This window comes from Janthinobacterium sp. BJB304 (assembly GCF_002735765.1).
Taxonomy (GTDB): domain Bacteria; phylum Pseudomonadota; class Gammaproteobacteria; order Burkholderiales; family Burkholderiaceae_D; genus Janthinobacterium.
On the sequence record NZ_PDZN01000012.1, the window covers coordinates 175,162 to 187,956 of the forward strand.

Here is a 12,795-nt window from a genome sequence, read left to right on the forward strand (position 1 = left end):
ACATGGGTATTCTATGAAGCATCCATCCACTGTTTTGCCGATGACGCTGTTCGTCACGGCCTGCATGCCCGCGCTTGCCCAGCAATTACCTGATGCGGGTACGCTGCTGCAGGAAAATGCGCGTACGCTGCCGCAACCGACCAGTCGTGCGGCACCCACGCTGCGCGTGCTGCCTGCGCCTCAACCGGCGGCACAGGTTTCCGGTGGCGTGCAAATAACGCTGCAGCGCGTGACGATAAGCGGCAACACGCAGATCCCGAGTACGGAACTGTTGGCCGACCTTGGCCCGGTCACAGGCAAGACATATGACTTCGCGGGCCTGTCCGCGCTTGCCGCACACATGACCTCCCGTTATCAGCAAGCCGGCTATCCTTTCGCGCGTGCTTACCTGCCACAACAGGATCTGTCCGCTGGCGAATTACGCATCGAGATCCTCGAAGGTCGTTATGGCCTGGTGCAGGCGACGGGCGATGGCGCATTGACGTCAGGGGCGCAAGGCTTCCTGTCGGCACTGCCGAAGGGCGCCTTGATCGAGGCGCACCTGTTGGAGCGCACGACCCTTTTATTGAACGATCAGCCCGGCGTGATCACGGCGCCGCTGATGCGCCCTGGAAAGGAGGTCGGCACTGGCGACCTGATCGTCGACGTGCAAAGGGATCATCGTTACAAGGGTGAAGCGGGGATCGACAATTTTGGCACGCGGGCGACCGGCCGCACGCGTCTTCACGCGAGCCTGGATGCCGACAGTCCATTCATGCTCGGTGATCAACTCTCCCTGCAGGCGCTATATACGGATGCCCAAATGTGGTTTGGATCGGTGGCGTATGCGGCACCCATCGGTTACAGCGGCTTGCGCGGACGCGCCAGTTACACGCATTCATACTACGAACTTGCAGGCAGTTTCGCGTCCCTCGGCGCGCGCGGCACGGCGGACGTGGCGAGCGTCGGGATGAGCTATCCGATCGTCCGCTCGCAGTCGCGCAACCTGATCGTCTCGGCAAGCATCGATCACAAGTCCCTGCAGGACCGCCAGGGGGCGACTTCGTCGTCAAGTGACAAGCGAAGTACAGTCGTGCCGGTCAATTTGTCCTTTGACGTGCGCGATCAGTTCATTTACGCCGGCATCACCTACGGCGTCGTCTCGTGGGCGCATGGGCGCCTCGGACTGGATAAGGCAAGCGAGACCATCGACAGTGCAAGCGCCCGCACGGCCGGTGCGTTCTCCAAGCTGAACATCGATCTGGCGCGCGTTCAGTCCCTCAATAGCAAGATTGACCTCTATGGTCGCCTGTCCGCGCAGCGCGCGGGGAATAACCTCGACCCGTCCGAAAAGCTGGGCCTTGGGGGCGTGAACGGTGTGCGGGCGTATCCGAACGGCGAGGCGTATGGTGACAATGGCTGGCTGGCACAGGCCGAGGTGCGCTACACAAGCGGTGCGGCGGTGCCGTTCGTCTTCTACGATATGGGACGAATTGACATCAACAAGGACGCCTTGGCGAGTACGGGAAACCGGCGCACGCTAGCCGGCAGTGGCGTCGGCGTCCGCTATGCAGGCGCAGCATGGAGCGCAGGCATGACGCTGGCCTGGCGTACCCGCGGGGGGGCTTCGCTGACTGAGTCTTCGCCCCATAATCCGACCTTGCTGGCTAGCCTGGCGTACCGTTTTTGAAGCCGGCGAAAACTACGTGCGCGACGCGGGTGCCGGCCATGGCAACACGGCGCTCGCGACGCTTGCGGGCTTCGGAGATATCCCGGGCAGCGCAAGCTGCATGGCATGAGGCTGGAATGCCACAAGCGCCGGAGATTTGTAAATTGAAGTAAATAACAATGGTTCGCATTTGCTTTGCTCCTTGCAATCGTGGCATGCTTGGCATGTGCTCTCACGCTGCGGCGTAGTGCCTCATCCGTAGCGTCTCGATTATCTTTTAGCCAAATGCATAAACTTCTTTTCCATTGCCTGGCGGGCGGCAGCCTGCTCGTCTCCGGCGCCGCTGTCCAGGCGCAAACCGTCACCGGCGACAATGCCGTCAAGCCGGCGCCGGCCGCCGGGTCTCCGCCTTCCGTCAGCGTGACGGCCGAACGTCCCACGGGCCGCATCGACCGGCAAGTCTACGACGTCAAGTCCGACGTCGGCAGCACCAATGGCACGGCGGCCGATGCCTTGAACAATGTGCCGTCGGTGGCCGTCGATCCCGATGGGGCCGTCTCCCTGCGCGGCAGCAGCAATGTGCAGATCTTGATCGATGGCAAGCCGTCGGCCATGCTGCAGGGCGATTCGCGCGGCGCCACCCTGAACGCCATGGCGGCCGACGATATCGAATCGGTGGAAGTGATCAACAATCCCGGCGCCCAGTTCGGCAATGAGGCCGGTGGCGGCCCGATCCTGAACCTGGTGATGCGGCGCAACCGCAAGCCGGGCGGCTTTGCCACCGTCAACGCGAATGCGGGCATCGCCGGGCGCTACAACAGCTCCGTCTCCGGCACCTATAACGAAGGGCCGTGGGGCTACCAGGGCGGCATCAATGTGCGCCATGACGGCCGCAATTCCGTGGCCGAGGTCAGCCGTGAGCGCCTGGAACGTGGCACGGGCGCGTTCGCCCCCAGCAGTCAGCAGTCCACCAGCAATGGCTTGAACGACTCGCTGGGCTTGCATGGCACCGTCAATTACAACCTGAACGCCAACGACACCCTTGCCGCCAGCGTGTCGTATAACGGGCGCAGCAACGACCAGCGCTCGCTCGACCGCTACCTCAATGGCGACAGCACGGGCAGCACCATCGGCGACTATGTGCGCAGCACCGTGCGCAACGGCGACAGCCGCAACTACAGCTGGGGCGCGCGCTACGACCACAAGGGCGAGTTGCCGGGCGAAACCCTCAAGATCGATCTGCGCGTGTCGTCGTCGACCAACGAGAGCGACAGCGATTACGCCAATACCTATGCGGTGGCGCCCGTGAATGCCTTCGACAGCCGCGCGCGCCAGCACAGCGAGACGGGCAACCGCATCGTCGACTTCAGCGGCGACTACGAGCGTCCGCTGGCGGGCGGCACGGCCAAGCTCGGCTACAAGGTGGCCGACAACAAGAGCAGCTTCGACACCCTGTACACGGACATCAACCCGGCCAGTCTGCTTGCCACCGTCAACCCCATGCGCAGCAACCGTTTCGAGCTCGACGAACGCACCATCGCGCTGTACGGCTCCTACCAGATGCGCCTGAGCGAGCGCTGGGGCGCGCTGGCGGGCTTGCGCGCCGAATACACGGACTTGAACGTGCGCCAGATCACCAGCGGCGTCGAGGCCGGCAACAATTACGTCAACTACATTCCCAGCCTGTTCGCCACGTATAAGGTCAGCGACGAGAGCAATTTGCGCTTCAGCTACGCGCACCGCCTGCGCCGCCCGAGCGCGGGCGACCTGAATCCGTACGTGATCTACCGCGACGAGTTCAATGTGTCGGCCGGCAACCCGAAGCTGAAGCCCACGCAGACGGATTCGTTCGAGATCGGCTATGAAACGAAATTGTTTGGCCTGGAAAGCAGCTTGCGCGCCTACCACCGGCGCGACACGGATGCCATCGTCGATTACCGCTATTTCATCAGTGACAATGTGCTGCTGACAACGCGGGAAAACGGCGAGGGCAGCCATTCGAGCGGCCTGGAGTTCAGCGTCAGCGGCAAGCTCACGCCATCGTTGACCCTGAACACGAGCGGCAACCTGGCGCGCAGCCAGCAAACGAGTTCCGACGACCTGGGCAACCGCAGCACGCGCACGGCGAACGCCCTGAGCGGCCGCGCGCGCCTCAATTACCAGATCAACCCGGCCAACCAGCTGCAGCTGGCCCTGCAAATGCAGGGCAAGATGCTGTCGGGACAGGGCTACCGCTCGCCGAACAACACCTTGAACGTGAGCTGGCGCCACACGGTGACGCCGCAATTGAGCCTGGTCATGAATGTGACCGATGTGTTCAGCAGCAACAAGATGGAAACCGTCATCAACAGCGCTTCCTTGCGCGAGACGAGCACGCGGCGCTTCGATGGCCGGATGATTTACGTGGGGCTGTCGTACCGCCTGGGCGGCGCCACGTCGGCGGCGAAAGAGGGCGAGCGCGAACCGCGTTTCGGCCCGCCGGGCGGACGGGGGCCGGGCGGCCCAGGCGGTCCCGGCCCGGGCGGACCGGGAGGCGAAGCAGGCTAGGCCGCTGCCGCGATCTCGTTCAGGAAGTCGATGAAACTGTCCGCATGGCGCTCGAAGCGCCATGCGCCCATGCCGTGTTCGGCCGTATACACGGGCGCATCGCCGCCGGCAATGGCGCCCAGGTCCAGGCAATACGGATCGGCGCCCGCGTCGGCGATCACCAGGTATTGTTCCGGCCAGCCGGCGATGGCGGCGCCGCTGACGGCATCCCAGGCGTAACCGTACTGGGCCTTGACCAGCTCGTCCGCGCCGTACAGGCTCAAGCCCTGGAAATACTGTTGGCTGTCGATCAACACCCGCAACGGCGAATGGCAAGCCAGGAAGCGCCGGTACTGCTCCGGCAAGGCCCAGCGCTGCGCGATGCCGGCCATGTCGGCGGCGCTGGCGATGGCCAGCCAGTTCGATGGCTGCGCCAGGTCCTGCTCCTTCCTGCGCCGGGCCGCCAGTTTTTTTTCCAGCCTGGCAGCAGCTTTTTCCAGCGGCGTGCGCGGATCATCGAGCGCCGCGTGGGTGGCGGGCGCCGCATGGCCTGCGCCATCCGGGTAGCCATCGCGCTGCCAGGCCAGTACGGCAGCTAGCGGGAGGCTGTCGGGCTTCCAGTGGCCGGGGTCTTGCGGCAAGCCCGTGTCGAAAGGCTGGCGGCTGAAGACGGCCAGGCTTTTCACGGCCTTGGCGCGCACGCTCAGCTTGGCATTTTCCGCAGTGGCCAAGGCCACGAGCGGAGCATACGCCTCCTTGCCCATGCTTTTGAGCATGCCATCCACGCCCCAGTAGGCGAGGCCGTCCATATCAAGGCTCCAGCTGAAAAAATCGCCGTATTCTCCCGGTTCGGCCAGGGCGACGATATCCGTCATCAGGAAGGCGCGCCAGTGCAGCAGCTGGCCTTCCCTGGCGTAGGCGATCAGGATAGCGAGCACGGCTTGCCGCTCGTCGGCCGCATGCTTTTTCAGCAACCGGTCTTTCAGCTTGGAAAACTTAACGCCGTCCGTCTCGTCAAACAGCTTGCGGTGCAGGGCTGCCAGCGGTGCGACCGCCATCAGACGGCCATCGCCGCCTTGATCGGCGCATGGTGTTCATAACCTTCCAGCGAGAAATCCGACGGTTCGATCTTTTCCAGCCATTCCGGTTCGTATTTGCCCGTCTTCGCGTAATCGGGCACACGGTCGGAAATGACAAACTTGGGCGCCGGGAACGGCGTGCGCTTCAATTGTTCTTCCACCATGTCGAGGTGGTTTTCATAGATGTGCGCGTCGCCGATGAAGTAGGTGAACCAGCGCGGCGTGTAGCCCGTCAGGCGCGCCACCAGGTGCAGCAGGGCCGCGCCTTCGGCGATGTTGAACGGCGTGCCCAGGCCGATATCGTTGCTGCGCACATATAAACACAGCGAAATTTCGCGCGTGCTGGCGTTCGGGATGAACTGGTACAGCAAGTGGCAGGCGGGCAGGGCGACGGCATCGAGCACGGCCGGGTTCCAGCCGTGGAACAGGATGCGGCGGCTGCCGGGATTGTTCATGATGGTGTCCAGGCATTCGCGCAACTGGTCGACGGCCTTGTACAGCAGCACTTTTTGCACGCCGTCCTCGACGATGGGGGCAACCAGGGTAAAACCGTTCGCTTGCGCGTCGGCGATTTGCGCGGGCTGGTCGGCGTCGAGCAGCTTGTACGCAGGCCATTGACGCCATTGCACGCCATACACGGGACCGAGGTCATCCTCGCCTTCGCGGTAGGGGTTGGCCAGCCATTGCGCATTTTCATTGGCGTTCTGGTCCCACACCTTGCAGCCCAGCGCGCGGAACTCGGCCGCGTTGCGCGAGGCGCGCAGGAAGGCGCACAATTCGCCGATCACGGATTTGAAAGCCAGTTTCTTGGTCGTGACGGCAGGGAAGTTGCCGTTGGCCAAGTCGAAACGCATCATGGCGCCCGGCACGCTCAGGGTGCGGATGCCCGTGCGGTTGTCTTGCCAGCTGCCCGTTTCGAGCACGGTCTTGATCAAATCTTGATATTGCTGCATGTATTTCTCCAACGGTAAGGATGGTGATTGTAACGCAGGCGCGACAGGCGGTCTGCGGGCCGCATACATAATTACGCGGCCGGCTTACCTGTAAACATGACTCTGTGGTAATTTGTGTGTCCTTGAAGAAATACACAGAAACGGCAGACGCTGCACCATGTTCTTGCGACAATTTGTAAATAATAATAACGGCGCCGTAGTGGAGATGAGCAGGGCCGATTTTTTCAAGGCCAATCTGCGCCTGATCCTGGCTTGGCCCTTGCTGGGGCTGGTCCTGTGCGCGGTGCTGTGGACGGCCACCTTGCTGCAGCTGGAGGCGGAAGAGAAGGTGGCGCAGCAGCAGGCGCTCGACAGCGTCTCCTCGTTGTCGAAAGCCTACAGCCAGTATCTGCTGCGCACCCTGGAACAGATGGACCAGCTGACCTTGCAGCTCAAGTATGAATGGGAAAATTCGCGCGGCCAGTTGCGTCTCGACCAATTGAAGACGCAGGGCATGTATGCCTTGCCGCAATTTGCCATCGTCGCCATTCTCGACCGCAAGGGTCATCCCGTGACCGCAACGGCGCCGCTGCAGCGCCTGCGCGTCAACGAGCGCAGCGATTTCCTGCTGCGCCATTGGCGCAGCAATTCCAGCGCCCTGCGCATCGCGCTGGGGAGGGCGAGCGAAGCGGCGGCAACCCCGGGCGCCGACGAAAGCCTCGTGCATTTCACGCGCCGGCTGGAAGACGTGGATGGCAATTTCGACGGCGTGCTGCTGATTTCCATCCACTCCAGCTATTTTTCCGAATTCTACAACAGTGTCAATTTCGGCAAGTTCGGCATGTCCGCCATGGTGGGGGAAGAGGGCGAGCTGTTCAGCACGCGCCTCGGTGCGCGCGTGTTGCCGGCCCAGAGCGCACAGGGCACGCCATTCCTCGACACCAGTTTCCTGGAAACGGAGAGCGGCGCCCTGCATTCGGGCGGCCGGATCGCTTTTTCCGACAAGCAAAGCCGTTATGTGGGCTGGCAGGCGCTGAAAGCCTATCCGTTTACGGCCGTGGTCGGCCTGTCGGATGGCGAAATGCTGCACCCCTACGAGGAAACGCGCACTATCTATATCGGCATCGCGCTGGCCGTCACCGTGTTGCTGCTGGCCTTTGCCGCCGTCGCCACGGTGCTGTCGCTGCGCCTGGCGTGGCGCCACCACCAGTCCGAAGGCGTGCGCAATGCCTACCGCATGGCCACCGAAGGCACGAGCGACGGCTTTTATATCATCGCCGCCCTGCGCGGCGCCGATGGCAGCATCCTCGATTTCGAGATGGTCGACTGCAACGAGCCGGGCGCCGGCTACTTCGGCGTGCGGCGCGAACAATTGCTGGGCATGCGCCTGCAGTCGCGCGCCCATGAGCCGTATTTCCGCGACCTGATCCACAATTACCGGGCCGCCATGGAGTCCGGCTTCTCCGAGGAAGAGATCGAGCTGCCGGAAGGCAATCCCTTCAAGCTGCGCTGGATACGCCGGCGCCTGGTGCGCAGCGGCGACCGCCTGGCCGTCACCCTGCAAGACATCAGCACGGCCAAGGAGCACGAGCGCGACTTGCGCCGCCTGGCCAACGAGGACGGCTTGACGGGCTTGCCAAACCGTTACTGGCTGCAGCAATTCCTGCCCGGTGCCCTGGGCCGCGCCGCCATCGCGCGGCGCATGCTGGCGCTGCTGTTCATCGACCTGGACGGCTTCAAGGATATCAACGATACGCAGGGCCACGCCGAGGGAGATAAAGTGCTGCGCGCCGCCTCCTTGCGCCTGAAGGCCGTGCTGCGGCCGGGCGACCACGTCGTGCGCCTGGGCGGCGACGAATTCGTTGTCGTGCTCGACCCGGTGGAGGACGATAGCCGCGCCGAGCAGGTGGCGCAGCGCATCGCCATCGCCTTCGACGAACCGTTTTACCTGGGCAGCGAACGCCACAAGATGGGGGCCTCGATCGGCATCAGCCTGTATCCGCGCGATGGCGCCGAGACGGAAGTGCTGCTGAAGAACGCCGATATCGCCATGTACGCCGTGAAAGTGGCGGGCAAGGGCCATCACCGCTTCTTCCAGCCGGAATTGTTCGAAACCATCCGCAGCCGCCGCGAACTGGAGCAAAGCCTGGTGGCGGCGCTGGAGCAGGACCAGTTCCTCGTCGTCTACCAGCCGCGCGTCGACGCCATGAGCGGGCAGCTGTGCAGCATGGAGGCGCTGGTGCGCTGGCACCATCCGCAGCATGGCATGGTGCCGCCGCTGGAATTCATCCCCGTGGCCGAGAGCAGCGGCCTCATTTCGCAGCTGGGCGAAGTCGTCATCGAAAAGGTGTGCCTGCAGATGGCGCGCTGGCAAGCCAGCGGACTCGAGCTGGTGCCCGTATCGATCAACGTGTCGGCGCGCCAGTTCGGCCGCGGCGACGTGCACCAGGTGCTGGCGTCCGCGCTGACGCGCCACCGCATCGACGCGCGCCTGATCGAGGTGGAGATCACGGAATCGGCCATGATGGATGAGCAGAACCGCGCCGTGGAGCAGCTGTCGGCCATCCGCGCGCTGGGCGTGCGCCTGCTGGTCGACGATTTCGGCACCGGCTATTCCTCGCTGTCGCAGCTGCAGAAGTTCGCCATGGATGGCTTGAAGATTGACCGCGCCTTCACCATGGAGCTGGGCCGCTCGGAGCAGGGCGAGGTCTTCGTGCGCGCCATCCTGTCGATGGCCCATGCGCTGGGCATGAGCGTGGTGGCCGAAGGCGTGGAGACGCGCGAGCAGCTCGACATCCTGCGCGCGCTGCAATGCAATGAAGTGCAGGGCTATTTCATCTCGCGCCCGGTGCCGGCCGAACAGATGCTGGCGCTGATGCACCAGCGCTTCCTGATACCGCTTCCAGCCCCGGCGCCGGCGCTGTAGAGCGTCGTGATTGGCATGGAAAACAACGCTGTTTCATAAAAAGAGCGAACGTTCGCTTTTTTCTAAAAAATATTATATGCTTCGCTCATGCCGTCAGTGAATTGGAGTTCACGGCGGCAAGAACAGTGCAGGACGGGTGAGGTTGAGCTACCCGGGACAATGTGACGAAGACACTTCATATAATAAAGAGAGACTAACTTGAAACATAAATATCTGCCCCTCCTCATCGCCGTCGCATGCGCCGGCTTCGCTTCCACCGCCCAGGCATCGGGCTACCGTTTCGGCTCGCAAAGCGTTTCCGCCCAGGGCACGGCCGACGCCAGCGGCGCCGAAGCGGCCGACGCGTCGACCATTTTCTATAATCCGGCCGGCATGGCGCGCCTGGAAGGCACGCAATTCGTGGGCGGCGGCACCCTGGTGGTACCGCATTCGACCTACACGGATTCGGGCTCCAAGCCTTTCTTCCCGGGCAACCGCACGCCTTACGCGGCAACCAAGGACTATGCGCCGGATGCCGTGTTCGCGCCAGCGCTGTATGCCAGCAAGAAAATCAATGAGCAGTGGACCGTCGGCGCTGGCCTGTTCGTGCCGTATGGCGCCAAGCTCGACTACGGCAACGACTGGTATGGCCGCTACGCGATCACCAATATCAAGCTCGAAGCCATCGCCCTGAATCCTTCCGTGTCGTTCAAGCTGGACCAGCACCACTCGTTCGGTTTCGGCGTGACGGCCGAATACATGAAGGCGGAACTGGGCCAGGGTGTGGACGTGCCGGGTTCGGTTGCTTTCCTGGGCAAGTTTGCCCCTAGCGCATCGCAGGCCTTCCTGGCCAATATCGCCAAGACGCAGGGTCTGGCTGCGGCGCAAGCTGCGGGCGCCGCGCTGCAGGGCCCGATCAAGGATGGCCATGCCTCGATGGATGGCCATGACTGGGGCTTCGGCTTCAACCTGGGCTACCTGTACCAGCTGAACGAAGGCACGCGTTTCGGTATCGCTTACCGCTCGTCGATTTCGCACAAGCTCAAGGGCAGCACCATCTGGGACTTCTCGCAAGTGACGAGCAATCCGGCCGTGAACGCCTTCATCGCCAAGGCATCGAACAAGGTCAATTCGGAAGCGCTGGTGGAATTGCGCACGCCGGAAACCCTGTCGGTCAACGCCTTCCATCAGATGGATGATAAATGGGCCTTGATGGGCGACGTCACCTGGACCCGCACTTCGCGCCTGCAGAACCTGGATATCCAGTTCCCGCCGACGGCCGAAGGCGCCGAGCGCATTCGCCAGAACTGGAAAGACACCTACCGCGTGTCGCTGGGCACCAACTACAAGTACAGCGAAAGCCTGATGCTGCGCGCCGGTATCGCCCACGACCAGGCGCCGGTCCGCAGCGCCGAATTGCGCCACCCGGCCTTGCCGGACAGCGACCGCATGCAGTATTCGATCGGCGCGAACTGGAAGCTGAACGCCAATTCCTCGATCGACCTGGCTTACAGCTATATCGACTTCAAGGATGCTGACGTCAACTACACAAACGACTGCTCGCCGGTCAAGACGGGCTGCACCGGCAACGGTGAAACCACCAAGGGCCTGTTCAAGACCCGCATGCAGTTGATCGGTCTCGCTTACAACTACAAGTTCTAAGCAGGTAGTGGCGGCCGACCCGGCCGCCATGAAAGGAAAAAAGCGCCTTCGGGCGCTTTTTTTTGGTGACGACGGCGGTGGTGGTGTCGGCTTACGCGCTACGCGCTAGCCCGACCTACGCAGGTGGCGCGTTGTTGGGCGCCGTAGGGTGTAGGTCGGATTAGCGTGGCGAAGCCGCGCGTAATCCGACGGTATTGTTGGCTGTGGCTGTGGTGTTGTCGGGTTACGCGCTGTGCGCTAACCCGACCTACCCCGACCTACGCCGATGGTGCCTTGTTACGCATGGCCTGATCCAGCAGGGTCAAGGCCAGCCGCACGCTGTCGTCGGGCAGTTCCAGCAAGTTGTCTCCCACATACCATTCCACCACGCTGTGCCCGGGCAGCGCCGCGTGGCTGGCGCGGCCGAACAGCCAGATGCCGTGGTCTTCGGCCATCTGGTTGCGGATGGCGATGGCCCGCTCGCGCGATACGGGCAGGTGCAGATGCAGCATGTTCGCTTGCGGCTGGGCGGGGTTGACGGCGATCGATGGAAAATCGCGCAGCAGCGCGTACAGCCACTGCGTGCGCGCAAAATAGCGGGGCATGGCGGCGAGGCGCGCGTCGAACTGCATGGCGGCGGCCACCACGTAGGGCGTGCGGTGCACGATGTTGCCGCCCTGGCGGTGGAACCACGCGCGCGCACGCTCGACAAACGGGCGGCTGCCGGCCAGCATGGCGCCACCGAGGCCGCCGATGCCCTTGTACAGCGACACGTAGACGGAATCAAAACCGTCGCAGATGGCGGGCAGGGACTGGCCAAAACCGGCTTGCGCTTCCCACAGGCGCGCGCCATCCATGTGCAGGTGGATGTTGCGGTCGTTGCAGTGCAGCTTGATCTGGCGCAAGTCTTCCCACGACGGGCACTGGCCGCCGATTTCGCGCATCGGCAGTTCGACCTGCGCGGCGCCCAGCGCATCGGGCACGGCGCGCAAGTCGTCCGCCGTCCACGGGCGGTGCGGGTCGCCGATCGTCAAGCCCTTGAAGTGATCGAGCAATTCATGGTTGCCCCGCTCGTGGCGCAGGATGTGCGACGTCGGGTGCAGCGCGACGAGGCGCGAGCCCCGGTCCTGGCAGGCCAGGCGCAGGGCCGTGACCTGCGTCATGGTGCCCGTGATGCAGAACACGGCCGCCTCGAAACCGAGCAGGCTGGCGATCTTGTTCTCGAACTGTTCGATCAGCGCGCCTTCGCCATAGGTATCGTGTGCAACATCGTTGGCATCGCACCAGGCGGCCATGGCGGCGAAGGTGGCCGCTGGCGTGGGCTGGCGGTGGCCCGGCAGGATGGTATGGCAGCGCTGGCGCAGTTCAAGCTCGTTCACGGCGATTCCTTACAGTGTGGCCGTGGCCAGTTTCGCGCCAAAGCCGATGAACATGGCGCCCACGCCGCCGCCCATGCCGGCCGACAGGCGGCGACGGCGGCGGAAGGTCTCGGCCAGCCGCGCGCCGACAAAGATGATGGCCGTCAGGTAGGTAAAGCTGATCACCTGGCAGATCAGGCCCAGGCCGATGAAGGACAGCACGGGCTTTGCAAAGGCCGGGTCGACGAACTGGATGAAAAAAGAGATGAAGAACAAAATCGCTTTCGGGTTCATCAGGCTGATGATCAGGGCCTTGCGGAACGGGTCGCTTTCCTTGACGGGGGCAGCTACGGCTGCCGCTTCGCCTTCAGCGGGAGCGGGTGCGCGCAGCTTGCGCCAGCAGCCTATCAGCATCTGCAGGCCGATCCAGCCCAGGTAGGCCGCGCCGATGTATTTCACGACGTAGAACAGGGCCGGGCTGGCTTTCAGCAGCGAAGCGACGCCGCAGGCCGACAGCACCATCAGAATCAGGTCGCCGGCGAAGATGCCGAAGGCGCCTTGGTAGGCGGGCCGCACGCCGCGCTGGGCGGCGACCGACAGCACGTACATGGAGTTGGGGCCGGGCAGGATGACGATGAAGATGGTCCCCAGCAAAAAGGTCCAGAAATCGGTGATGCCCAGGTTGGCGTGGAAAAGTGCGTTCATG

General features: G+C 63.4%; 8 protein-coding genes. 4 read left to right on the forward strand and 4 right to left on the reverse strand.

What is annotated here, in order from left to right:
* Window positions 1-13 precede the first annotated feature (13 nt).
* Together CSQ95_RS16095 and CSQ95_RS16100 are read left to right on the forward strand one after the other, a co-directional pair.
* Window positions 14-1,669, forward strand: a complete 1,656-nt coding sequence (locus tag CSQ95_RS16095) for a ShlB/FhaC/HecB family hemolysin secretion/activation protein (RefSeq protein WP_257218073.1) — start codon at window positions 14-16, stop codon at window positions 1,667-1,669.
* Window positions 1,670-1,933: 264 nt separating this feature from the next.
* On the forward strand, window positions 1,934-4,195 hold the full coding sequence (locus CSQ95_RS16100) for an outer membrane beta-barrel family protein (protein WP_099410215.1): 2,262 nt from the start codon (window positions 1,934-1,936) through the stop codon (window positions 4,193-4,195).
* On the opposite strand, the gene CSQ95_RS16105 is transcribed toward CSQ95_RS16100, so the two are convergent.
* Window positions 4,192-5,232, reverse strand: a complete 1,041-nt coding sequence (locus CSQ95_RS16105; protein WP_099410216.1) for an SMI1/KNR4 family protein — start codon at window positions 5,230-5,232, stop codon at window positions 4,192-4,194. The two genes, CSQ95_RS16100 and CSQ95_RS16105, sit on opposite strands and share 4 nt — an antisense overlap.
* Window positions 5,232-6,206, reverse strand: a complete 975-nt coding sequence (locus CSQ95_RS16110; RefSeq protein ID WP_070313242.1) for a thymidylate synthase — start codon at window positions 6,204-6,206, stop codon at window positions 5,232-5,234. The genes CSQ95_RS16105 and CSQ95_RS16110 overlap by 1 nt, the downstream gene beginning before the upstream one ends.
* Before the next feature lie 205 nt (window positions 6,207-6,411).
* Here CSQ95_RS16110 and CSQ95_RS16115 point away from each other — a divergent pair, with 205 nt between their 5' ends.
* Together CSQ95_RS16115 and CSQ95_RS16120 are read left to right on the forward strand one after the other, a co-directional pair.
* Window positions 6,412-9,111, forward strand: a complete 2,700-nt coding sequence (locus CSQ95_RS16115) for an EAL domain-containing protein (protein WP_257218074.1) — start codon at window positions 6,412-6,414, stop codon at window positions 9,109-9,111.
* A 198-nt stretch (window positions 9,112-9,309) separates the two neighbouring features.
* The gene (locus tag CSQ95_RS16120; protein ID WP_070224443.1) at window positions 9,310-10,752 is read left to right on the forward strand and encodes an OmpP1/FadL family transporter; all 1,443 of its coding nucleotides are present in this window, start codon (window positions 9,310-9,312) and stop codon (window positions 10,750-10,752) included.
* A gap of 257 nt (window positions 10,753-11,009) precedes the next feature.
* Here the strand turns inward: CSQ95_RS16120 and CSQ95_RS16125 are convergent, their stop codons facing one another.
* Window positions 11,010-12,110 carry a low specificity L-threonine aldolase gene (locus CSQ95_RS16125; protein WP_099410218.1) on the reverse strand — a complete coding sequence of 367 codons (1,101 nt, stop codon included), beginning with the start codon at window positions 12,108-12,110 and terminating at the stop codon, window positions 11,010-11,012.
* A 9-nt stretch (window positions 12,111-12,119) separates the two neighbouring features.
* Complete coding sequence (gene leuE, locus CSQ95_RS16130) at window positions 12,120-12,794, reverse strand: leucine efflux protein LeuE (protein WP_070313244.1); 675 nt, start codon at window positions 12,792-12,794, stop codon at window positions 12,120-12,122.
* Between the last annotated feature and the right edge of the window lies 1 nt (window position 12,795).

Coding starts and splice junctions, on each gene's coding strand:
- CSQ95_RS16095 (WP_257218073.1), top strand. CDS start 14: ATGAAGCATCCATCCACTGTTTTGCCGATGACGCTGTTCGTCACGGCC.
- CSQ95_RS16100 (WP_099410215.1), top strand. CDS start 1,934: ATGCATAAACTTCTTTTCCATTGCCTGGCGGGCGGCAGCCTGCTCGTC.
- CSQ95_RS16105 (WP_099410216.1), bottom strand. CDS start 5,232: ATGGCGGTCGCACCGCTGGCAGCCCTGCACCGCAAGCTGTTTGACGAG.
- CSQ95_RS16110 (WP_070313242.1), bottom strand. CDS start 6,206: ATGCAGCAATATCAAGATTTGATCAAGACCGTGCTCGAAACGGGCAGC.
- CSQ95_RS16115 (WP_257218074.1), top strand. CDS start 6,412: ATGAGCAGGGCCGATTTTTTCAAGGCCAATCTGCGCCTGATCCTGGCT.
- leuE (WP_070313244.1), bottom strand. CDS start 12,794: ATGAACGCACTTTTCCACGCCAACCTGGGCATCACCGATTTCTGGACC.